The organism is Actinoplanes sp. NPDC049598 (genome assembly GCF_040675435.1).
GTDB lineage: Bacteria > Actinomycetota > Actinomycetes > Mycobacteriales > Micromonosporaceae > Actinoplanes.
The window spans coordinates 175,426-196,574 of sequence record NZ_JBFAOX010000003.1; the positions used below are offsets into that span (position 1 = coordinate 175,426).

A 21,149-nucleotide genomic window follows, 5' to 3' on the forward strand; every position below is an offset into this window, starting at 1 on the left:
CGGCGCGAGGTGAGCCGGCGCGAGGTGAGCCGGCGCGAGGTGAGCCGGCGCGAGGTGAGCCGGCGCGAGGTGAGCCGGCGCGAGGTGAGCCGGCGCGGGGTGAGCCGGCGCGGGGTGAGCCGGCGCGGGGTGAGCCGGCGCGGTTCGGGCGGCGGGCTGGACGGGCGCAGGGTGGGCGGGCCCGGTTTCGGCGGCGGGCTGGACGGGCGCAGGGTGGGCGAGCCCGGTTTCGGCCGCGGGCTGGACGGGCGCAGGCTGGGCAGGCGCGGTTCCGGCTGCGGGGTTAGTGGGTGTGGGCCGGACGGGGGCGGGCTGGGCAGGCGCGGTTCCGGCCGGCGGGCGAGTGGGCGCGGGCTGGGCAGACCCGGTCCCGGCCACGGGGTGGGCGGGCGCAGGCTGAACGGGCACGGGCTGTGTAGGCCCGGTTTCGGCAGCGGGCTGAGCGGGCGCTGCCTCAGGGGCGGGTGGCTGGGTGGGCGGGGCCGGGTCCGGGGTTGCAGACGGGGTCTCCGGGCTGGGCTTCACGCGGGCTCACCTCACCACTCGGCGCGGGAAGCCCCGCGAATCGGGGCCGGCCGCTGGGATCAGCCGGTCTCGATTCGTTCTTACGCCATGGGGCGGTTCCCGGTTCACCGGCTCCGCCCGGCGGACCGGGCGGGATCAGGATGGCGGGTGCGGGAGTGGTCAGGGAAGGGTGCGCTTCAAGATCAAGCGATAGGAGTACACCGCGTACGTCAGGCTGCCGACCAGGATCATCACCAGGGCGATCCAGTTCTCGCCGCCGAGCAGGTAGTCGCCCTCGCTCGTGCGCACACCGGCCGCGAGCAGCATCATCAGGGTCCACAGGGCCCACGGCGGCCCGAGCGCCCACTTGCGCCGGGTGGTCGTGACGGCGAACCAGGCGATGGCGTAGTTGAGCACCGCGGCCAGCACCACCGACAGCCCCAGCAGCGGGCCGCCCCCCGATCCGATCGCGTCGCCGCCCCAGACCGACACCACGTCACCGGCCCGCAGCGTGGACAGCAGCAGCTCGAACACCCCGCTCACGAACGAGGCCACGATCGCCACCACCAGCCCGCCCCAGCGGATCAGCGGCTCGGCCCCGGCCCACGGCTCCCGCCGCGCCGCCACCTCGATGCTCGGCCGCTCGTCGCCGCTCACCGAAGCCGCACCGGCCGTGACTGCCTGACCAGCACCCCCGCGATCGGGACTGGCATCCGAGCGACCAGTGCCGGCGTCCTCGTGGCCGGACCCGGCGGGCTCACCCACCGTGCCGTCCGTCTGCGGTGCGCTCACCGCGATCTCCTCGCCGCCGGCCACCGAGCCGCCCTTCCCACCGCCGGCTGCCACGCCGGCCGTCTCACTGCCGGCCACCGGGCCGGCCATCTGGCTATCGGCCGCCGCGCCGGCCCCCGGCTCCGCCGCGGCGCGGGCGGGGCCAGGCGATTGCTCCGCGGCGGTGCGGGGCGCCGGCACCCGGCGGGCGCCCGTGTCGGCGCGGCTCATCAGGCCGTGCCCTCCGCGGCCGCGGCCGCGGCCGGCTGCTCGAGGCCGAGGCCGCCGAACAGGTCGCTCTCCCAGCCGTGGGGGCCCTCGCCGGGGCCGCGCTCGCCCTTGGCCAGCGTGTAGTACTCCACGCCCATGAACTCGCCGCCGAAGTCGCCGGCGATGCCGTACAGCCAGGAGTTGTCGGGGATCTGGGTGGCGTGCGCGCGCATCGCCGCGACTTTCTGCTGGTAGTGGTCGGTGCCGTCCATCCGGGCCGCGATCTCGTCGTCGGGGTGGCCGAACGGGAGGTCCTCGACCCGCTCGACGTCGGCGAACGGGTTGTCGGAGAGCTCGCGGAACGCCTCCATGCCGTCGCGCAGGACGCTGAGCGGCATGGCCGTCCAGTAGATCTTCTGCGGGCCCTCGTCGCCGGCCAGCTCGGCCGCCCGCATGGCCACGCGGTGGGCCTGGATGTGGTCGGGGTGGCCGTAGAAGCCGTTCGGGTCGTACGTGATCATGACCTGGGGCTTGATCTCGCGGATGATCTCGAGCAGCAGCCCGGCCGCCTGGTCGAGGTCGGCCTGCCAGAAGGCGCGGGGATGCTCGTTGGTCGGCAGCCCCATCATCCCGGAGTCGCGGTAACGGCCGGCGCCGCCGAGAAAGCGGTGGTCGGTCACGCCGAGCGCGGCGCAGGCGCGCTGGAGCTCGGCGATGCGGTAGCCGCCGAGCTGGTCGGCCTGGGCCGCCTCGAGCTGCGCCAGGGCCGGGACGTGGATCTCCCCCTCCTCGCCCAGGGTGCAGGTCACGAGGGTCACGTGGGCGCCGGAGGCGGCGTAGTGGGCCATGGTGGCGCCGGTGCCGGTGACCTCGTCGTCGGGATGGGCGTGCACGAGGAGGAGCCGGCGTGCGGGCAGGGCGTCAGTCACGGCCGCAACTCTACGCGGGACCTCCGACAGCTTTCGGCATGCCGGGCTGCGGGTTTGGGGCGCGCGGAAGCGGCTTGATCAGCGATGCTGTCCAGGTGGACTACCCGGGACTCGCGGAGCGCACCGGTCACTTCCGCTACGGCGCGCCGCACGCGGTGACGATCGGGGCGGACGGCGCCCGGGTCGCCTTCCTGCGCTCGGCCGGCCCCGAAGATCCGTACAGCGGGCTCTGGGTCCTGAATCTCGCCACCGCCACGGAGACTCTCGTGGCGGCGGGGCCCGTGACCGCGTACGCCGTCGACCGTGACTGCCGGATCGCCGCCTTCGCCCACGAGGGCCGGCTGTGCCGGGCCGATCTGATCGCCGCAACGGTGACGCCGGTGCCGACCGAGGGCCCGGCCGAGGATCCCCGGCCCGATCCCGAGGGGCGTTCGATCGGCTATGTGACCTGGGAGAACGGTACGGCGTCGCTGCGCGTGGCCGGGCCCGAGGGCGACCGTCTGCTGGCCGGGGAGCCGGGCAGCGCCTGGCGGGAGCACGGCGGGTCGGTCTCGTGGGGCGTGGCCGACGAGGCGGCGGCCCGGTTCGGCCGCAAGCGGGGCTGGTGGTGGGCCCCGGACGGCCGGCAGATCCTGGCCGCCCGCACGGCCGCCTCGACCAGCCTGCACCTGCTCGACCTCGACTACGGCTGGGTCGACGTGCACTGGGACCGGGAGACCTATCCGTACGTGGTGAACGTGCGCTGGGCCGACAGCGGCGGCCCGTTGATCACCGTGCTGCGCCGGATGCAACAGCACGGCCTGGTGCTGGCGATCGATCCGCGGACCGGGGAGACGCAGGTGCACGCCGAGCTGGCCGACGCCCGCTGGGTCGAACCGGTCGAGGGCACGCCGCGGCATCTGCCCGACGGCCGGGTGCTGGTCGGCGGCGAGCTGGCGCACGACGGCTTCGACGCGCGCTGCCTGTTCGCCGACGGCAGCCTGCTGACCCCGCCCGGTCTGTACGTGCGGCGGGTGGTCGGCTCGGTGCCGCGTCCCGGCGGGCCGTCGGGCGCTCCCGATCTGATCGTCGAGGGTACGGAGGGTGACCCGTCGAGCCGGGATGTCTTCCGCGTGCGTACCTCCCTGGGCGGAGGCGGCGCCGAAGCCAAGAAGATCACCGCAAGCCCCGGCTGGCATCGGGCCGAGGCCGGCGGCGGCGTCCTCGTCGTCGACGGCGAGGTCTTCCGCGGCGAGGCCCACGTCGCCACGCTGCGCAACCTGGCCGAGCCGCTGCCGGTCACCAGCCCGCCCGTCATCGAACGCGTCACCGACCGGCGGCTGCCCGCGACCGTCCGCTACCCGGCCACCTTCGTCGCCGGGACCCGGCTCCCCGTACTGGTCACGCTGGGCGACGGGCCCGGCCACCAGCAGGTGATCCACGATCCCGCGGCCTGGCCCGAGCGGCAGTGGTGGGCCGACTCCGGCTTCGCCGTCGTCACGATCGACGGCCGGGGTACGCCGGGGACAGCGCCCAGTTTTGAGAAGGTCGTCCATCGCCGGCTGGTCGACGTGGCCCTGGCCGACCAGGTGGACGCCCTGTTCGCGCTGGTCGGCAAGCATCCCGACCTCGACCTGTCGAAGGTCGCCGTGCGCGGCGCCGGCCTCGGTGGCTGGCTGGCCGCGATGGCGGTGCTGCGCCGGCCCGACGTCTTCCACCGCGGCGTGGCCCGCTCGCCGGTGCTCGACTGGCACGACCTGCCGTCCGCCTTCGCCGAACGCTACCTGGGCGACCGGCACGACTCGGCCGACGTCTACGGCCACCACAGCCTGGTCGGCGCCGAGCCCACGGACTCCTTGCTGCTGGTCGGCGCGTCGCTGCCCGGCTTCCGATCGGTCGAGTCGGCCACCCTCGACGAAGAGCTCGCATTCGTGTCCTGAAATTTGTCGCACGTGTCCCCTAGGGTCGCCTCATGAGCCACTTCGATGAGGCGGCCACGGCGGTGCAGGCCGCCCTGGACGCCGGTGCCCGGTACGCCGACTGTCGCGTCATGCTGCGGCGCACCGAGGCGATGACCTCCCGCGACGGCGACGTGGAGCAGCTGGACTCGGGCGAGAGCGCCGGCCTGGGCGTGCGGGCCCTGGTCGGTTCGAGCTGGGGTTTCTACGCTGTTCCGGATATGTCCGAGGCCGCCGCGCGGGCGGCCGGGCGGCGGGCCGCGCAGATCGCCACGGCCAGCGCCACGGTTCCGGGGCCGCCGGTCGACCTGGTGCCCAACGGCGCCGTCGAGGCGAGCTGGGCCAGCGCGTGCGAGGTCGACCCGCTCGGCGTGGCCCTCTCCACCAAGGGTGACCTGCTGGTGCGGGCGACCGCCGCCGCCAAGGAGGCCGGGGCCGATCTGGCCGAGGGCATCTACCAGATCTGGGACACCAGCAAATGGTTCGTCTCGAGCGACGGCCACCGCATCGACCAGCACATCCGCGAGTGCGGGGCCGGGGTCACGGCCAGCGTCTACGGCGACGGCGAGATCCAGCGCCGGTCCTGGCCGTCGCATCGCGGGCAGTACGGCACGAGTGGCTGGGAGCTCGTCGACAGCCTCGACCTGGTGGGCAACGCGCCGCGCATGGCGGAGGAGGCGCGTGCCCTGCTCACCGCCCCGCTCTGCCCGCCCGGCGAGACCACCCTGGTGCTCGGCGGCGAGCAGCTCGCGCTGCAGATCCACGAGTCGGTCGGGCACGCCATCGAGCTCGACCGCATCCTCGGCTGGGAGGCCGCGTTCGCCGGCACCAGCTGGCTCGACCTCAAGCAGCTGGGCTCGCTGCGCTACGGCTCGGAGCTGATGAACATCACCATCGACCCCGGCATCCCGGGCGCGCTCGGCAGCTTCGGCTTCGACGACGAGGGCACCCCGGCCACCAAGCGGGACGCGGTGCGCGACGGCATCTGGGTCGGCGTGCTGGCCGGCCGCGACTCGGCCGCGGTGGCCGGCCTCGACTACGCGGGCAGTGTCCGCTCCGACGGGTGGTCCCGGCTGCCCATGGTCCGGATGACCAATGTGGGCCTCGAGCCCGGCCCGCACACGCTGGACGAGATCATCGCGTCGACCGACGACGGCGTCTTCATGGACATCAACCGGTCCTGGTCGATCGACGACAAGCGGCTCAACTTCCAGTTCGGCTGCGAGATCGGCTACGAGATCAAGAACGGCAAGCTCGGCCGCATGCTGCGCAACCCGACCTACACCGGCATCGGCCCCCGGTTCTGGCAGTCGATGGACATGCTCTCCTCGGAGACCGTCGCCTGGGGCACGCCCAACTGTGGCAAGGGCCAGCCCGGCCAGGTGGGTCACACCGGCCATCCGGCCGCGCCGGCCCGGTTCACCAACGTCCGAGTGGGGGTGCGGGGATGACCGCCGACATCGTCCGGAGCGGGGCCGAGCTGGCGCTCGCGGCCCGGGTCATCGAGCTGGTCCGGGAGGTCGCCGGCCCGGCCGCGGAGGCCGAGGTGACGGTACGCCACGACGCCGAGGCCCTGACCCGGTTCGCCAACTCGGCGATCCACCAGAACGTGGCCGAGGCGACCACCACCGTCCGGCTCCGGCTGCACTTCGAGGGGCGTACGGCCAGCAGCTCGACCACGGTCGTGGCCCCGGCCGGCCTGCGCGGCCTGGTCGAGCGCACGGTCGAGGCGGCCCGGCTGAGCCCGCCCGACATCACCTGGCCCGGCCTCACGCCGCCGTCGCCGCTGCACGGCTCGGCCGGCTACCACGGCTCGGGCGAGCGGTCCGGGCTCGACTTCGGTTTCGACGAGGCGACGGCCCGGGCCACCCCGGCCGAGCGGGCCCTGCGGGTGGCCGACTTCGTGCGGGCGGCCGACGGGCTCGAGACGGCGGGCTACTGCCGTACGACGTACACGTCGGCCGCGTTCGCCAACAGCGCCGGTCAGTCGGTGGAGGGCCGGACGGCCGAGGCCGCGATGGACGGCATCGCCCGGCTCGACGGGGCCGACGGCGTGGCCCGGCTGGCCGGTGGGCGGCTGGCCGACCTCGACGGCGCCGCTCTCGGCGCCCGGGCGGCGGCCAAGGCCCGGGCCGGGCAGAGCCCGGTCGAGCTGCCGCCGGGCCGCTACGAGGTGGTGCTGGAGCCCGAGGCGGTGGCCGACCTGCTCGACAACTTCGCGGTCTTCGGTTTCAACGGCAAGGCGTTCGCCCAGAAACAGTCGTTCGCCGAGCTCGAGGCCGAGCAGTTCGACCCGGCCGTGACCATCGTGGACGAGCCGCTGGGCAGCCGCGGCGAGCCCGCGCCGGGCCTGCCGTTCGACATCGAGGGCACCCCGCGCGAGTCGCTGGTGCTGGTCCGCGACGGGGTGACCAAGGCGGTGGCGCACGACCGGGCCTCGGCGGCCGACGCGGGCACGGGCTCCACCGGCCACGCGTCCCCGGCCTCCCGCTCGTGGGGGCCGATGCCCAGCCACATGCGCCTCGAGGCGGCCCCGCCCGCGACCGAACCGTCGCTGCCGCCGGCCGGCCCGGCCGACCCGATCGCCGAGTCGGCCCGCCCGCTGGCCGCCCGGATGAAACGCGGCCTGCTGATCACCGACTTCTGGTACACGCGGGTGCTCGACCAGAAAGCCCTGATCATCACCGGCCTGACCCGCAACGGCGTCTGGCTCGTGGAGAACGGCGAGATCGTCGGCCCGGTGAGCAACATGCGCTTCACCCAGTCCTACCCGCAGGCCCTCGCGGCCGGCGCGGTCCTCGGCATCGGCAGCGAGTCGGTCCTGCTGCCCGACCGCTGGTCCGGCACCCGCTACGCGGCTCCCGCCCTGCACCTGGCCAGCTGGAACCTGACCGGCAACGCCTCGGGCTGATGCCGCGGCCGGCCCGGACAGTCGCCCGCCCGCGCCGGGCAATCGCTCGGCGCGGGCCGGGCATTGGCTCGTCGCGGGCCGGACATTGGCTCAGCGCGGGCCGGGCATTGGCTCGTCGCGAGCCGGGCATTGGCTCGTCGCGGCAGGGTGATCGCTCGTCGCGGGCCGTCGCCCTGCTCCGGGCATTCACCGGAGGACGGCGCATTGACCGGCGTGTTTCACTGAGTCGGTGAGCGACTCGCCGCGCGACCCGGACCCGGACGACGGCTTCGGCCGCCGACCGGTCGACAGCGATGCGCCGGGGCCGGGCCCTTCCGCCCACACCTCCCCCGCTGCCGCGCCCACTTCTCCGGCCGCCTTCCCCGCCTCTTCCTCGGCCGGCGCCTCTTCCGCCTCTTCCTCTCCCACCTCTTCCTCCGCCGGCGCCCCTTTCCCGGCCTCCTCCTCTCCCGCCTCTTCCTCCGCCGGCGCCCCTTTCCCGGCCTCCTCCTCTCCCGCCTCTTCCTCCGCCGGCGCCTCTTCCCCGGCCGGTGCCTCTACCCCCTTTCCCTCGCCGGCCCCAGGCGGGAGCGGACGGAGCAGGCGGCGGATGTTCGGGCTCACCCCCGCCGGCGGTGGGCCGATTGATCCGCGGCAGCGGCGCCGGCGGCAGTGGTTCGTGGCGGGGATCTCGATCGGGGCGGCGCTCGTCGTCATCGCGATGTGCGTGGGTGCGCTCTCCGTCATCGACGCGATCGATGACGTACGGGATCAGGCCTCCGACGCGCGTGAGGTGCGGCAGTCGCGTGACGACCGATGCTTCGAGCTGGAGCGCCGCCTCAACAAGCTGGTGCCGCCCGGCGCGACCACCAGCCCGGCGGCCCGGGCCACCGCCATTCGGAACGAGAACGAGGCCGTACGGATCTTCGTCGGCGCGGCGCCGTCGGCCGGCGACCCGGACGACTGGCGGCAGCTGATCGACGCCCGCGGTGTCTACGCCGACGCTCTCGACCGGCAGACCAAGACCAACTCTCCGGCGTTCTACGTGGCCCCGCGCAACGATGCCGGCGACCCGGTGGCCGACGATCTCGTGAACGCGGCGCCGGGCTCCTGTGCGGGCTCGATCCGGCGCCTGGCCGCGCCGGAGCTGTAGTCCGTCCTATTTGTCCGCATCAACGGGCGTACCGCAAGATCCATTAACGCTTTTGATCTTGTCGATGTGATCGGGGTCGACTTTTGTGATCCAGACCGCATCCCTGAGAGCGAAACTGTCTGCCCCTGGGCGTAACGTGTGCTCCACATCACGGCGGCTGCGCTCGTCGGCAGCCGGGCAATTAGGACAGGCACCGATCAGGAGATCGAATGACGACGACGGCAACGAGGCCGGGTGCGGGCCGATCGCGCGCGGCCATTGCGGCAAAGACGTTGCGCACCGACCGATGGTGGTTCCCACCGCTGATCACCTTCGTCGGCCTCGCGGCATGGGTCACTTACGCGACCGTCCGCGTCTTCATGCACAAGTGGTATTTCGTGGAGGAGTTCCACTACCTCACGCCGTTCTACTCGCCCTGCATCACCGACCGATGCGTGCCCGAGGCGGCCCTGTTCGGCACCCCGCTGCCGAGCTTCTGGCTGCTCCCGGAGGCGGCCTTCACGCTGCCTTTCCTGCTGCTGTTCCGCCTGACCTGCTACTACTACCGCAAGGCGTACTACCGCGCCTTCTGGCTCTCGCCGCCGGCCTGCGCCGTCCCCGACGGCCACAGCAAGTACTCCGGTGAGACCCGCTTCCCGCTGATCTTCCAGAACGCCCACCGGTACGCGTTCTACGCCGCCGTCATCATCTCGTTGATCAACACGTGGGACGCGATCATCGCGTTCCACAGCCCCGGCGGCGGCTTCGGCTTCGGGCTCGGCAACGTCATCCTCGTCGGCAACGTGGTGATGCTCTGGGCGTACACGTTGTCCTGCCACTCCTGCCGGCACATCGCCGGCGGCCGCCTCAAGCACTTCTCGAAGCACCCGGTGCGCTACCGCTTCTGGACCGTCGTGTCCAAGCTGAACACGCGCCACATGCAACTGGCCTGGATCACCCTCGGCACGCTCGCGCTCACCGACTTCTACGTCATGGCCGTGTCCGCCGACTGGTTCTCCGACCTGCGGTTCGTCGGCTAGGGGGCGGCGCGCACAATGAGCACTCGCATCGAACGACACCACTACGACGTCGTCGTCATCGGGGCCGGCGGGGCCGGCCTGCGGGCGGCGATTGAGGCCCGGCTGGCCGGCAAGCGTACGGCGATCATCTCGAAATCGCTGTTCGGCAAGGCCCACACGGTGATGGCCGAGGGCGGCGCGGCCGCCGCGATGGGCAACGCGAACAGCCGCGACAACTGGATGGTGCACTTCCGCGACACCATGCGCGGCGGGAAGTTCCTCAACAACTTCCGGATGGCCGAGCTGCACGCCAAGGAGGCCCCGGAGCGCATCTGGGAGCTCGAGACGTACGGCGCGCTGTTCGACCGCACCAAGGACGGGAAGATCTCGCAGCGCAACTTCGGCGGCCATGAGTACCCGCGTCTCGCCCACGTCGGCGACCGGACCGGCCTCGAGCTGATCCGTACCCTCCAGCAGAAGATCGTCTCGCTGCAGCAGGAGGACTTCGCCGAGACCGGCAGCTACGAGTCACGCATCCGGGTCTTCGCCGAGACGACCATCACCGAGCTGCTGCTCGACGGCGACAGCGTGGCCGGCGCCTTCGGCTACTACCGCGAGTCCGGCGAGTTCATCCTGCTCGAGGCCCCGGCCGTGGTGCTCGCGACCGGCGGTGTCGGCCGCAGCTACAAGGTCACCTCCAACTCCTGGGAGTACACGGGCGACGGGCACGCGCTCGCCCTGCGCTCGGGCGCGACGCTGATCAACATGGAGTTCCTGCAGTTCCACCCGACCGGCATGGTCTGGCCTCCCAGCGTCAAGGGCATCCTGGTCACCGAGTCGGTCCGCGGTGACGGTGGCGTGCTGCGCAACTCCGAGGGCAAGCGGTTCATGTTCGACTACGTCCCCGACGTGTTCCGCAAGCAGTACGCGGACACCGAGGAGGAGGCCGACCGCTGGTACACCGATCCCGACAACAACCGCCGGCCGCCCGAGCTGCTGCCCCGCGACGAGGTCGCCCGCGCGATCAACTCCGAGGTCAAGGCCGGCCGCGGCACCCCGGCCGGCGGCGTCTACCTCGACGTCTCCACCCGCATGCCGGCCGAGACGATCACCCGGCGCCTCCCGTCGATGTACCACCAGTTCAAGGAGCTGGCCGACGTCGACATCACCAAGGAGGCGATGGAGGTCGGCCCGACCTGTCACTATGTGATGGGCGGGGTCGAGGTCGACCCCGACACGGGCGCCGCGCTGGGCACGGTGGCCGGCTTGTTCGCGGCGGGCGAGGTCTCCGGCGGCATGCACGGCTCCAACCGGCTCGGCGGCAACTCGCTGTCCGACCTGCTGGTCTTCGGCAAGCGGGCCGGTGAGCACGCCGCGGCGTACGCGGACGCGCTGGCCAAGCGGCCACGGGTGCACACGCCGGACGTCGAGGCCGCGGTCACCACGGCGCTCGCGCCCCTCGAACGGCAGAGCGGCGAGAATCCGTACACCCTGCAGCAAGATCTTCAAGCGGTGATGGGCGACCTCGTCGGCATCATCCGCCGCGCGGGCGAGCTGACCGACGCGCTCAAGCGCCTGCAGGACCTCAAGCAGCGGGTGGCCAATGTGGGCGCGACCGGCGGCCGGCGTTACAACCCCGGCTGGCATCTCGCCCTCGACCTGCGCAACATGCTGGTCGTCTCGGAGTGCACGGCCAAGGCGGCCCTCGAGCGCGAGGAGTCGCGCGGCGGCCACACCCGCGAGGACTTCCCCGGCATGGACCCGAAATGGCGCCAGGTCAACCTGGTCTGCTCGCTCGACAAGTCGGGCGACGTGCACCTCGAGCACAAGGCGCTGCCGACCATGCGCGACGAGCTGATCGAGCTCTTCGAGCACAGTGAGCTGGCGAAATACATGACCGACGAGGAACTGAACCAGACCGGCGCGGCCCACATCCCCGGTGCCCGGACAGACGCACAGAGCAAGACGGAGGCGAAGTAATGGGCACCAAGCGTCACTTCCGCGTCTGGCGCGGCGACTCGTCCGGCGGCGAGATCCAGGATTTCGACGTCGAGGTCAACGACGGCGAGGTCGTGCTCGACATCATCCACCGGCTGCAGGCGACCCAGACCCCCGACCTGGCGTGCCGGTGGAACTGCAAGGCGGGCAAGTGCGGCTCCTGCTCGATGGAGATCAACGGCAAGCCCAAGCTCGGCTGCATGACCCGGATGTCCACCTTCGAGGAGAACGAGACGGTCACGATCACGCCGCTGCGGACCTTCCCGGTCATCCGCGACCTGGTCACCGACGTGTCCTTCAACTACGAGAAGGCCCGCGAGACCCCGGCCTTCGCGCCCCCGCCCGCGGTGGCGCCCGGTGACTACCGCATGCAGCAGGTCGACGTCGAGCGGAGCCAGGAGTTCCGCAAGTGCATCGAGTGCTTCCTCTGCCAGAACACGTGTCACGTCGTGCGTGACCACGAGGAGAACAAGACCGCGTTCTCCGGCCCGCGCTACTTCATCCGCGCCGCCGAGCTCGACATGCACCCGCTCGACGACCGGGAGGACCGCAAGCAATACGCGCAGGCCCACCAGGGCCTCGGCTACTGCAACATCACCAAGTGCTGCACCGAGGTCTGCCCCGAGCACATCAAAATCACCGACAACGCGATCATTCCGATGAAGGAGCGCGTGGTGGACCGTCGATACGACCCCCTGGTCTGGCTCGGCCGCAAGATCTTCCGTCGCGACCAGCTGGACGGCGACAACATGGCCCCGAGCACCTCGACCGGGGTGACCGACGTGGCCTCCGGCACGACGCGGTTCTCCAGCGCGCGTCAGCCCGAGGGCGCGCCGGTGCGGTCGGACGGCAAGCTGGACGTCAGCGAGGTGTCGCTGCCCACGCAGGGCGGCCCGTCACCGTTCGGCGACGACCTGTCGTTCCCGCTGCCGCCGGGCGAGGTGACCTACCACCAGCCCGCGGACAGGAAGGACTCGGGCTCGGACCCGAACCTGCACTAGCTCTTCGTCAACCAGAGTTCCAAGCCGTCCAGCAGCCGCTCCAGGCCGAAGGCGAACCCTTCGTCCAGGAGCTGCTGCTGGTCACGGTTGAGGATGTCGACGTCCTGGCGCCACTTGTCGTAGGCGGGATGCTCGGCCGCCAGCCTCTCCACGTACGGCCGCATTTGATCGGCCAGGTCGGCCATCTCGACGCCGCTGCGCTTGATCGCGGTGTTGGCGGCCGCCTCGGTGGTCGCGGCGCCGATGGCGTGCGCGTTCACGAGCGAGCTGGCGTGGGAGAGGGCCATGCCGGTGAAGCCGGCCGGGGTCAGCAGCAGCACGATGCGCTCGCCGAGGCGCATCGCGTTCGGGCCCAGCGTCGGATGCGTACCGAGCAGCCCGATCACCCAGGGGTGACGCAGCAGGGCCGAGCGCATGCCGTTGGCCCAGACCGAGACGCCGACCCGCCAGCTCGTGTCGCCTGGCTCGGGCACGTAGATCTCGCCCATCACCTCGTCGACGGCCAGCTCGAGCAGCTCGTCCTTGTTCGCCACGTGCCAGTAGAGCGACGTCGCGCCCGAACCCAGCTTCGTGCCGAGGCGGCGCATGCTCAGCCCGGCCGGCCCCTCCGCGTCGAGGATCTCCATGGCCGCGCGGAGGATCTGCTCCCGGCTCAGGGTGGGCTGACCGTTGCGGGTGCGCGGCGGCCGCAGCCACACCGAGTCGGCGAACTTCGAGGTCATGCCCCCATCCTAGAACCACTCGCACAGTGTTCGAGTTGACTGGTACGGTGTGCGAGATAATCGCACAGTGTTCGAGAACGGGGCCTCTCATGGAACGCAACCCGCGCCGCTGGCTGATCCTCGGCGTGCTCTGCCTGAGCCTGCTCGTGGTCGTGATCGACAACATGGTGCTCAACATCGCCATCCCGTCGCTGATCCGGGATCTGGGCGCCTCGTCGGCCGACATCCAGTGGATCATCGACGCGTACATCCTGGTCTTCGCCGGTCTCCTGCTCACCGCGGGCAGCCTGTCCGACCGCCACGGCCGCCGCCGCGGACTGGTGACCGGCCTGATCATTTTCGGCAGCGCCTCCGTACTGGCCACGCTCTGCCAGACACCCGGCCAACTGATCGCCGTCCGCGGCGTGATGGGCATCGGCGCGGCCTTCCTCATGCCGGGCACGCTCTCGATCCTGACCACGGTCTTCGACGAGTCCGAACGCAAGAAGGCCATCGCGATCTGGAGCTCGGTGCTGATGCTCGGCTCGCTGGGCGCGCCCACCCTCGGCGGCCTGCTGCTCGAGCACTTCTGGTGGGGATCGGTCTTCCTGATGAACGTGCCGATCGCCATCCTCGGCATCGTGGCCGCGCTGGCCATCATCCCGGAGTCGCACGGCCGGGCCGCACGACCCGACCTGCTGGGCGCGCTGTTCTCCACGATCGGCATGACAGCGCTGGTCTGGGGCATCATCCGGGCCGCCCAGGACGGCTGGTCGGCGGCCACCACCATCGGCGGGTTCGTGGTGGCGGCCATCGGGCTGATCGCGTTCGCCGTGTGGGAACGCCGGGTCGACGAGCCGATGCTGCCACTCTCACTGTTCCGCGATCGCAACTTCGGTGGCGCCAGCCTGTCGATCGTGCTGCTGTCGTTCTCGGCCGGGGGCGTGCTGCTCGCGCTGACCCAGTACCTGCAGTTCGTCCTGGGCTTCGGGCCGATGCGGGCCGGCCTGGCGTTCATTCCGCTACTGGTCACCGCCGTGATCTTCAACGGGATCGGCGTGGTCATCGACAAGAGATTCGGTACGCGGGTGGCGTTGGCGGCCGGGCTCTTGCTGATGGCGGGTGGTTTCGCGGTGCTCGCATCGCTCACGCCCGATTCGTCTTACGCCCGCCTCGCGGTCGCTCTGCTGGTCATCGGCGCCGGCAGCGGCACGGCGGGCCCGGCCGCGTACGGGACGCTGCTCGGGGCGCTGCCGCCGGACCGGGTGGGAGTGGGGTCGGCCGTCAACGACACAGTGCAGCAGGTCGGTACGGCATTGAGCGTGGCCGTGCTGGGCAGTGTGCTGACGGCGGCCTACCGGAGCGCGATGCCCTCGTCCGTGGCGGAGGAGGCCCGCAACTCCATCGGCGACGCGCTGCGGATCGCGGCCTCGACGGGGGATACGGCCCTGGCCAAGCTCGCCCAGGACTCCTTCGTGGACGCGATCTCGACCACCGCCCTGGTCGGCGTGGCCGGCGGCATCCTGGCCGCGGCGGTCGCCGCCGCAGTCCTGCGCCCCAAGCCGTCGGCTACTTCTTCTTCGACCGCCCCCTCCACCTCGACACCTCCCTCTTCCCCCGCGCCCGGCCCCTCCCCCTCGGCCGGCCCCTCCACCTCGGCCAGCCCCTCCCCCTCGGCCAGCCCCGCCCCCTCGGCCGGCCCCTCCACCTCGACGTCTCCCCCTTCCGCCGCGCCCTCCATCCCAGTGCCAACCCCTTCGGCCCCGGCGTCGCGCGAGGCCGGGGCGTCGTAACGGACAATTTGGGCCGAGTAGCTGGCATTGCGAGTTATCCACAGGCCCGAAACGATCATCGAACATCCGTACTAAGCTTGGGCCATGACCAGCACGTACCAGCCGTCGATGTTCGACCTCTCCGGCGAGAGCGGCGGCCCGGCCACGGAGGCCGGGCCGCTCGCGGGGCGCCTGAAACGCCACGAGCTCACCGCCGGGGCGTGGGTCGACGTGCTGCCGGGCTGGCTCCAGGGTTCCGACGAGGTCTTCGAGACCCTGCTCGGCATCGACTGGCGCGCCGACCGCCGCCAGATGTACGACTCCGTCGTCGACGTTCCGCGGCTGCTCCGGTGGTATGGCGGTGACGAGGAGCTGCCCCACTCGGCGCTGACCCAGGCCAAGGCCGAGCTCAACCGGCATTACGCCGACGAGCTGGGCGAGGAGTTCGTCACCGCCGGCATGTGCCTCTATCGCGACGGCCGCGACAGCGTCGCCTGGCACGGCGACACGCTCGGCCGCTCGGCCCGCCACGACACCATGGTCGCGATCGTCTCGCTCGGCTCGCCGCGCAACCTGTCGCTGCGGCCGCGCGCCGGCGGCCACGAGACCTTGCGGTTCCCCCTCGGCCACGGCGACCTGATCGTCATGGGCGGCTCGTGCCAGCGCACCTGGGAGCACGCCATCCTCAAGACCGCCAAGGCAGTCGGCCCACGCATCAGCGTCCAGTTCCGCCCGATCAACGTGGCCTGATTCCACCCCGCCCCACCCCGCGGACGAGCAACCCCCGAGCGGTGCCGCCCGCCGCGGGCGGGCCACTCGCGGCCGGTGCCGTTCGCCGGTAGCCGGCCACGCGGGCGAACGACCCCCGAGCGGTGCCGCCGCCAGCAGCGGCCCTCGCGCCAACACCCTCGGCGGTGCAACCCACCACCGGCACCCACCCTCCCCACCCCACCGCGCGAGCGCCGCGGCACAACCCCAACAAGCGCCCACCCCACCGCGCGAGTGCCCCGGGGCACAGCCCCACAAGCGCCCGCCCCTCCGCGGGAGCACCGTCAGGCAGAGCGCCCACCCAGCCGCGCGGGTGCCCGGGCACGGCCCCCACCGCACCGCGTGAGAGCCCCAGGCACAGCCCCCACCGCACCGCGCGAGGCCCGGACACGGCCCCCACCAGCGCCCGCCCTCCGCGCGAGCACTCTCAGGCTCAGCCCCCACCCGCGCCTGCCCTCCGCGCGAGCACTCTCAGGCTCAGCCCTCACCCGCGCCGCCCGCCCTCCGCGCGAGCACTCTCAGGCTCAGCCCCCACCCGTGCCCGCCCTCCGCGCCGGCGCGTCCAGTGGCGGTGCCGGCCGGTATCCACGCCTCGTGGAAGCGCCCCGGGTGGTGCCGCCTGGTGGGAATGCGGATTGAAACAACATGGAAACAGACGGTTGACGTGTCGGGCGCGAAAGTTACACTCCTAGTGTAAATAGTTGACCTTCACTTTCCACAGAGGACGGTTGCGCCTCCTCGGGTGCCGTCTGCACAGGCCACTCTGCCGGTTCGAGCCGAGGTGACCATGGCAACGGATTCGTCGACGTCCGCCAGTGCTGGTTCTGATCCGAGTGCGGATCAGGGGCTGGCGCTCCAACACATAACCGTTCGCTTCGGGGGGTTGCTCGCCCTGGATGACGTGTCTTTGCGGGTGCCGCCGGGGCGTGTCGTCGGGATCATCGGGCCCAACGGGGCGGGCAAGACCACGCTCTTCAACGTGATCTGCGGGTTCGTGACACCGCAGGCCGGTGCCATCACGCTTGACGGGCGGGCGTTCCGGCCCCGGCCGCACCACCTCAACCGGCGCGGCATCGCGCGGACGCTGCAGGGGGTCGGCCAGTTCAACGGCATGACCGTTCTGGAGAACGTGCTGGTCGGCGCCCGGTCGGGCCGGGCCGAGGAGGAGGCCTGGGCCGCGCTCGAGCGCTGCGGGGTCGCCGAGCATGCCGGTGCACTGCCCGCCTCGCTGCCCTATGCCAAACGCAAGCGGGTCGAGCTGGCCCGGGCGCTGGCGGCCAAGCCGCGCATTCTCATGCTCGATGAGCCGGCCGGTGGGCTGGACGCCGAGGAGATCCGCTGGCTGGCCTCGCTGATCCAGGAGGCCGAGTGCACGGTCCTGCTGGTCGAGCATCACATGGATCTCGTCATGTCGGTCTGCGAGCAGATCCTCGTCCTCGACTTCGGCAAGCCGATCGCCCTCGGCACCCCGGGCGAGATCCGCAACGACGACAAGGTCGCCGAGGCCTATCTGGGGGCGGCCGCATGAGCGCGCTGCTGGAGGTCGACGGTCTCACGGTCGGCTACGGGGCCGCGCCGGTGCTGCACGACGTCAGCCTCACCGTGGCGCCGGGGCAGATCGTCGCGGTGCTGGGGGCCAACGGGGCCGGCAAGACCACGTTGTTGCGGGCCCTGTCCGGTCTGTTGCCGCCGGTCAAGGGGCGGGTCGTGTTCGACGGCGCCGACCTTCGCGGGATCAAGGTCGAGCGGCTGGTGCGGCACGGCATCGCCCACGTGCCCGAGGGGCGGGGCGTGGTCACCGAGCTCACGGTCGACGAGAATCTCCGCCTCGGTGGCCTCTGGCGTAAGCCGCAGCCGTCGCTGGCGCCGATCTACGAGCTGTTCCCGCCGCTGGCCGAGCGCCGCGGCCATCTCGGCCATCAGCTGTCCGGCGGGGAGCGCCAGATGCTGGCGATCGGCCGGGCCCTGGCCGCGGAGCCCCGGTTGCTGCTGCTCGACGAGCCTTCGCTCGGGCTGGCGCCGCGGGTAACCGGCCAGATCATGGCGTTGTTACGCGACCTGCGGGACCGCACGGGTCTCGCGGTTCTGCTCGTGGAGCAGAACGTGCGCAGTGCGCTCTCCATCGCCGACCAGGGTGTCGTGTTGTCGCTGGGGCGCATAGCCGCCCGCGACGACGCCGCGGCGCTCGCCGGCGACGCCGATCTCCGGCACGCCTACCTGGGGTTCTGACATGGACAGATTCCTGTTCCTCACCTTCGACGGGCTCAGCCGGGGCGCCGTGTACGCGGCGTTCGCGCTGGCCCTGGTGTTGATCTGGCGGGCCACCCGGATCGTCAACTTCGCGCAGGGCGCCATGGCGGTGGCCACCGCTTATGTGGGTTATTCGGTGGCCGACGCGACCGGCTCGTACTGGGTCGGCTTCGCCGTGGCGATCGTCGCCGGGCTGCTGCTCGGCGCGGCTGTCGAGCGCGTCGTGATGCGCTTCGTCGACCATTCGTCGCCGCTCAACGGGGTGGTGGTGGCGCTCGGCCTGGTGCTGATCATTCAGGGCGTGCTCGGCATGCTGTACGGCAACGAGTTCCGGCCGGCCGAGGCCCCGTTCAGCCGGGACGCGTTCAACATCGGCGGGGTCGCACTGCTGTCGCGGTACGACCTGTTCGTCTTCGGTGCTGTCGGCGCGGTCGTCCTTCTGCTCACGTTGCTGTTCACCCGTACGCCGACCGGTCTGCGCATGCGGGCCGCGGCCTTCGCACCGGACGTGTCGCGCCTGCTCGGCGTGCCGGTCGGCGGCATGCTCACGCTGGGCTGGGCGCTGGCCGCCGCGGTCGGCTCGCTCGCGGGAATGCTGGTCATCCCGACCGAGCTCGGGTTGCATCCGACCGCGATGGACGTGCTGTTCATCTCGGCCTTCACCGCGGCCGTGCTGGGTGGGCTCGACAGCCCGATCGGCGCGGTGATCGGCGGCCTGGTCGTCGGCCTCGTCCTCTCGTACATCAGCGGCTACCTCGGCGCCACCGTCGCTCCGATGGCCGTCCTGGCCCTGCTCGTGGTCGTTCTCCTGGGTCGGCCCGACGGTCTGTTCGCCCGATCGAAAGCGAGGACGGCATGACCGCCTGCACCGACGGCGTCGCAGGCGAGGGCCAGAAGAGCATGCCCAAGGGAGGCGCAGCATGACCGTTTTGAGGGATCGGGTGACTTCTCGGATGGTGGCGCCGGTGATGCGGCGGCGGCTCAATCCGTTTCTCGTGGTGGCGGTCGGCGCGGTGCTGGTGGTCGTGCTGACCTATACGTTGCCGCCGTTCCGGACCTACCAGCTGGCGACCGTGGGGGCCTATCTCTGCGTCACCGCCGGCCTGACCGTCCTCACCGGACTCAACGGGCAGCTTTCCCTGGGGCACGGCGCCCTGATGGCGACGGGCGCCTACACGCTGGCGCTGTGGCAGAACAAGTTCAACCTGCTCGCGGTCGGCATCGTCGTGGCCATCCTGGTCACCACGGTCGCCGGGCTGGTCATCGGGCTTGCGGCGGCCCGGCTGCGCGGACCCTATCTGGCCGGTCTCACGCTCGCCGTGGCCGTGGTCGTTCCCTCGGTCACCAGCACGTTCGACGAGACGTTCAACAGTGATCAGGGGCTGTCGGTCGTGCTGAACCCGCCGCCCGAGTCGATGACGGTCGAGCAGTGGCAGGCCTGGCTCTGCTGGGGCGGGGCCCTGGTCACCGTGCTGGTGCTGGCTCTGGTCACGCGGAGCCGGTTCGGGCGGGACATGCGGGCCGTCCGCGACGACGAGACCGCGGCCAAGCTGGCCGGCATCAGTATCGCCCGTACGCAGGTGTGGACCTTCGTGATCTCGGCCGCGTGCGCCGGGCTGGCCGGGGCGCTGTTCGCCGTCATGGCCCAGAGCGTGTCGCCGGGCGCCTTCCCGCTCACTCTGTCGCTCTTCCTTCTGATGGCGATCGTGATCGGCGGGCTCGGCCGGCTCTCCGGGGCCCTGATCGGCGCCGTCCTGCTGGTGGCGCTGCCCGCGGTCGCGCACGAGATCGGCGAGGCCTCCGGTTCTCAACGGCTCGAGGGCAACCTCGCGCTCACCTTCTTCGGCGTCGTCCTCGTCGTCGTCATGCTCGCCGCCCCGGGCGGCCTGGCATCACTGAGACTCCCGCGCTCCTGGCGGAGGCCCCAGAAAAACAAGCACTGAACACACCAAGAAACCCTGATCTGCGCGCAGAAAGGCCGATGATGAAACGCACCACGGCGATCGTCCTCGCCTCCGTGCTGCTGGCCGCGACCGGTTGCAGCAACTCGGGCGACAGCAATGGCAGCAGTGGCGGCGGAAACACGCCGGGAGTGACCGACTCGGAGATCGTGGTGGGCACGCACATGCCGCTCACCGGCCCGGCCGCCGCCGGGTATTCCAAGATCGCGCCGGCCACGAAGGCCTACTTCGACTACGTCAACGCGAACGGCGGCGTGCACGGCCGCAAGATCACCTACAAGATCATGGATGACGGCTACAACCCGGCCAACACCCAGCAGGTCGTACGCCAGCTGGTCCTGCAGGACAAGGTGTTCGCGATCCTCAACGGTCTCGGCACCCCGACCCACAGCGGCGTGCTCGACTTCCTGAAGACCAACCGGGTGCCGGATCTGTTCGTGGCCAGCGGCAGCCGCAGCTGGAACCAGCCCGACAAATATCCGGGCACGTTCGGCTTCAACCCCGACTACACCGTCGAGGGCAAGATCCTGGCCACGTACGTCAAGGAGAACCACGCCGGCAAGAAGGTCTGCTTCCTCGGCCAGGACGACGACTTCGGCCGAGACAGCCTGGCCGGCATCGAGAAGGTCCTCGGCTCCGTCGCGGCCAAGCAGTCGTACGTGACGAGCAACCCGAACGTCGGCCCGCAGATCGGCGCGCTCAAGGCGGCCGGCTGCCAGGTCGTCATGCTGGCCACCGTGCCCGGCTTCACCGCGCTGTCGATCGGCACCGGGGCCAAGCTCGGCTTCAAGCCGCAGTACGTGGTGAGCAACGTCGGCTCCGACCCGACCACCCTGGCCAAGACCCTCGGCGCCGCCGCGCCGCTGCTGGAGGGCGTCATCGCGGCCAACTACCTGCCGCTGGCCAACGACGACACGAACCCGTGGATCCAGCTCTACACCAAGGTCAACAAGGAGTACAACGGCGGCGCCGAGTTCGACAACAACGTCGTCTACGGCATGTCGGTGGGCTACCTGTTCGTCCAGTCGCTGCAGGCCGCGGGCAAGGATCTGACCCGCGACGGCATCACCGCGGCCGTGGAGAAGGGCGGCTTCACCGGCCCCGGGCTGGTGCCGGTGCGCTATTCGGCCGAGGATCATTCGGGGTACGCGGGCGAGCAGCTCACCAAGATCGCCGGCGGCAAGGCGCAGTACTTCGGGAAGGCGTACCGCACGGACGACAAGGACGGAGCGGTGGAGGTCTATGAGGCGCCGGCGGTGACCCCACCGCAGAACGGTATCCCCGCTGCCTAAGGTGGGCAGCAGGG

The 21,149-nt window shown here is 71.5% G+C and carries 18 protein-coding genes; 14 read left to right on the top strand and 4 right to left on the bottom strand.

What is annotated here, in order from left to right:
* Nucleotides 1–684: 684 nt before the first annotated feature.
* Both AB0J66_RS09480 and mshB read right to left on the bottom strand, forming a co-directional pair.
* Complete coding sequence (locus AB0J66_RS09480; RefSeq protein ID WP_364657789.1) at nt 685–1,506, bottom strand: hypothetical protein; 822 nt, start codon at nt 1,504–1,506, stop codon at nt 685–687.
* Nucleotides 1,506–2,414, bottom strand: a complete 909-nt coding sequence (gene mshB / locus AB0J66_RS09485; RefSeq protein ID WP_364657791.1) for an N-acetyl-1-D-myo-inositol-2-amino-2-deoxy-alpha-D-glucopyranoside deacetylase — start codon at nt 2,412–2,414, stop codon at nt 1,506–1,508. The genes AB0J66_RS09480 and mshB overlap by 1 nt, the downstream gene beginning before the upstream one ends.
* A 95-nt stretch (nt 2,415–2,509) precedes the next feature.
* Between mshB and AB0J66_RS09490 the strand changes: the two genes are divergently transcribed.
* From AB0J66_RS09490 to AB0J66_RS09500, 3 genes are read left to right on the top strand one after another with little or no spacing between them, the layout of a single operon-like run.
* Complete coding sequence (locus tag AB0J66_RS09490) at nt 2,510–4,333, top strand: prolyl oligopeptidase family serine peptidase (protein WP_364657794.1); 1,824 nt, start codon at nt 2,510–2,512, stop codon at nt 4,331–4,333.
* Between the two features lie 32 nt (nt 4,334–4,365).
* A complete protein-coding gene (locus tag AB0J66_RS09495; RefSeq protein WP_364657796.1) occupies nt 4,366–5,802 on the top strand; it encodes a TldD/PmbA family protein in 1,437 nt (478 codons plus the stop codon).
* Nucleotides 5,799–7,262 (top strand): TldD/PmbA family protein, encoded by a 1,464-nt coding sequence (locus AB0J66_RS09500; RefSeq protein WP_364657799.1) that lies wholly within the window; start codon nt 5,799–5,801, stop codon nt 7,260–7,262. The genes AB0J66_RS09495 and AB0J66_RS09500 overlap by 4 nt, the downstream gene beginning before the upstream one ends.
* A gap of 186 nt (nt 7,263–7,448) precedes the next feature.
* Here the strand turns inward: AB0J66_RS09500 and AB0J66_RS09505 are convergent, their stop codons facing one another.
* Nucleotides 7,449–7,865, bottom strand: coding sequence for a hypothetical protein (locus tag AB0J66_RS09505; RefSeq protein ID WP_364657802.1), 417 nt, complete (start codon nt 7,863–7,865; stop codon nt 7,449–7,451).
* On the opposite strand from AB0J66_RS09505, the gene AB0J66_RS09510 reads away from it, so the two are divergent.
* The 4 genes from AB0J66_RS09510 (at nt 7,852) to AB0J66_RS09525 (ending at nt 12,391) form a co-directional block, all read left to right on the top strand.
* On the top strand, nt 7,852–8,394 hold the full coding sequence (locus tag AB0J66_RS09510) for a hypothetical protein (RefSeq protein ID WP_364657804.1): 543 nt from the start codon (nt 7,852–7,854) through the stop codon (nt 8,392–8,394). The genes AB0J66_RS09505 and AB0J66_RS09510 overlap by 14 nt on opposite strands.
* 209 nt (nt 8,395–8,603) lie before the next feature.
* Nucleotides 8,604–9,413 carry a hypothetical protein gene (locus AB0J66_RS09515; RefSeq protein WP_364657807.1) on the top strand — a complete coding sequence of 270 codons (810 nt, stop codon included), beginning with the start codon at nt 8,604–8,606 and terminating at the stop codon, nt 9,411–9,413.
* Nucleotides 9,414–9,428: 15 nt separating this feature from the next.
* Nucleotides 9,429–11,372, top strand: a complete 1,944-nt coding sequence (locus AB0J66_RS09520; RefSeq protein ID WP_364657809.1) for a fumarate reductase/succinate dehydrogenase flavoprotein subunit — start codon at nt 9,429–9,431, stop codon at nt 11,370–11,372.
* Nucleotides 11,372–12,391 carry a succinate dehydrogenase/fumarate reductase iron-sulfur subunit gene (locus tag AB0J66_RS09525; protein ID WP_364657811.1) on the top strand — a complete coding sequence of 340 codons (1,020 nt, stop codon included), beginning with the start codon at nt 11,372–11,374 and terminating at the stop codon, nt 12,389–12,391. Before AB0J66_RS09520 ends, AB0J66_RS09525 begins: the two co-directional genes overlap by 1 nt.
* Here the strand turns inward: AB0J66_RS09525 and AB0J66_RS09530 are convergent.
* The gene (locus AB0J66_RS09530) at nt 12,388–13,113 is read right to left on the bottom strand and encodes a TetR/AcrR family transcriptional regulator C-terminal domain-containing protein (protein ID WP_364657814.1); all 726 of its coding nucleotides are present in this window, start codon (nt 13,111–13,113) and stop codon (nt 12,388–12,390) included. The genes AB0J66_RS09525 and AB0J66_RS09530 overlap by 4 nt on opposite strands.
* Nucleotides 13,114–13,202: 89 nt before the next feature.
* Between AB0J66_RS09530 and AB0J66_RS09535 the strand changes: the two genes are divergently transcribed.
* From AB0J66_RS09535 to AB0J66_RS09565, 7 genes are all read left to right on the top strand, one after another.
* The gene (locus AB0J66_RS09535) at nt 13,203–14,885 is read left to right on the top strand and encodes an MFS transporter (RefSeq protein WP_364657817.1); all 1,683 of its coding nucleotides are present in this window, start codon (nt 13,203–13,205) and stop codon (nt 14,883–14,885) included.
* An 84-nt stretch (nt 14,886–14,969) separates the two neighbouring features.
* Nucleotides 14,970–15,614, top strand: a complete 645-nt coding sequence (locus AB0J66_RS09540) for an alpha-ketoglutarate-dependent dioxygenase AlkB (RefSeq protein WP_364657820.1) — start codon at nt 14,970–14,972, stop codon at nt 15,612–15,614.
* An 805-nt stretch (nt 15,615–16,419) separates the two neighbouring features.
* Entirely contained in the window at nt 16,420–17,160 is a 741-nt protein-coding gene (locus AB0J66_RS09545; RefSeq protein ID WP_364657823.1) for an ABC transporter ATP-binding protein, read from the top strand.
* A complete protein-coding gene (locus tag AB0J66_RS09550) occupies nt 17,157–17,861 on the top strand; it encodes an ABC transporter ATP-binding protein (protein ID WP_364657826.1) in 705 nt (234 codons plus the stop codon). Before AB0J66_RS09545 ends, AB0J66_RS09550 begins: the two co-directional genes overlap by 4 nt.
* 1 nt (nt 17,862) lies before the next feature.
* A complete protein-coding gene (locus tag AB0J66_RS09555) occupies nt 17,863–18,741 on the top strand; it encodes a branched-chain amino acid ABC transporter permease (RefSeq protein ID WP_364657828.1) in 879 nt (292 codons plus the stop codon).
* 94 nt (nt 18,742–18,835) lie between these two features.
* Nucleotides 18,836–19,825 (top strand): branched-chain amino acid ABC transporter permease, encoded by a 990-nt coding sequence (locus AB0J66_RS09560; protein ID WP_364658667.1) that lies wholly within the window; start codon nt 18,836–18,838, stop codon nt 19,823–19,825.
* Between the two features lie 41 nt (nt 19,826–19,866).
* Nucleotides 19,867–21,135, top strand: a complete 1,269-nt coding sequence (locus AB0J66_RS09565) for an ABC transporter substrate-binding protein (RefSeq protein ID WP_364658669.1) — start codon at nt 19,867–19,869, stop codon at nt 21,133–21,135.
* Nucleotides 21,136–21,149: the final 14 nt, after the last annotated feature.

Coding starts and splice junctions, on each gene's coding strand:
- AB0J66_RS09510 (WP_364657804.1), top strand. CDS start 7,852: ATGTTCGGGCTCACCCCCGCCGGCGGTGGGCCGATTGATCCGCGGCAG.
- AB0J66_RS09565 (WP_364658669.1), top strand. CDS start 19,867: ATGAAACGCACCACGGCGATCGTCCTCGCCTCCGTGCTGCTGGCCGCG.
- AB0J66_RS09530 (WP_364657814.1), bottom strand. CDS start 13,113: ATGACCTCGAAGTTCGCCGACTCGGTGTGGCTGCGGCCGCCGCGCACC.
- AB0J66_RS09500 (WP_364657799.1), top strand. CDS start 5,799: ATGACCGCCGACATCGTCCGGAGCGGGGCCGAGCTGGCGCTCGCGGCC.
- AB0J66_RS09535 (WP_364657817.1), top strand. CDS start 13,203: ATGGAACGCAACCCGCGCCGCTGGCTGATCCTCGGCGTGCTCTGCCTG.
- AB0J66_RS09560 (WP_364658667.1), top strand. CDS start 18,836: ATGGTGGCGCCGGTGATGCGGCGGCGGCTCAATCCGTTTCTCGTGGTG.
- AB0J66_RS09540 (WP_364657820.1), top strand. CDS start 14,970: ATGACCAGCACGTACCAGCCGTCGATGTTCGACCTCTCCGGCGAGAGC.
- AB0J66_RS09520 (WP_364657809.1), top strand. CDS start 9,429: ATGAGCACTCGCATCGAACGACACCACTACGACGTCGTCGTCATCGGG.
- AB0J66_RS09545 (WP_364657823.1), top strand. CDS start 16,420: ATGGCAACGGATTCGTCGACGTCCGCCAGTGCTGGTTCTGATCCGAGT.
- AB0J66_RS09555 (WP_364657828.1), top strand. CDS start 17,863: ATGGACAGATTCCTGTTCCTCACCTTCGACGGGCTCAGCCGGGGCGCC.
- AB0J66_RS09550 (WP_364657826.1), top strand. CDS start 17,157: ATGAGCGCGCTGCTGGAGGTCGACGGTCTCACGGTCGGCTACGGGGCC.
- AB0J66_RS09525 (WP_364657811.1), top strand. CDS start 11,372: ATGGGCACCAAGCGTCACTTCCGCGTCTGGCGCGGCGACTCGTCCGGC.
- AB0J66_RS09495 (WP_364657796.1), top strand. CDS start 4,366: ATGAGCCACTTCGATGAGGCGGCCACGGCGGTGCAGGCCGCCCTGGAC.
- AB0J66_RS09515 (WP_364657807.1), top strand. CDS start 8,604: ATGACGACGACGGCAACGAGGCCGGGTGCGGGCCGATCGCGCGCGGCC.
- AB0J66_RS09480 (WP_364657789.1), bottom strand. CDS start 1,506: ATGAGCCGCGCCGACACGGGCGCCCGCCGGGTGCCGGCGCCCCGCACC.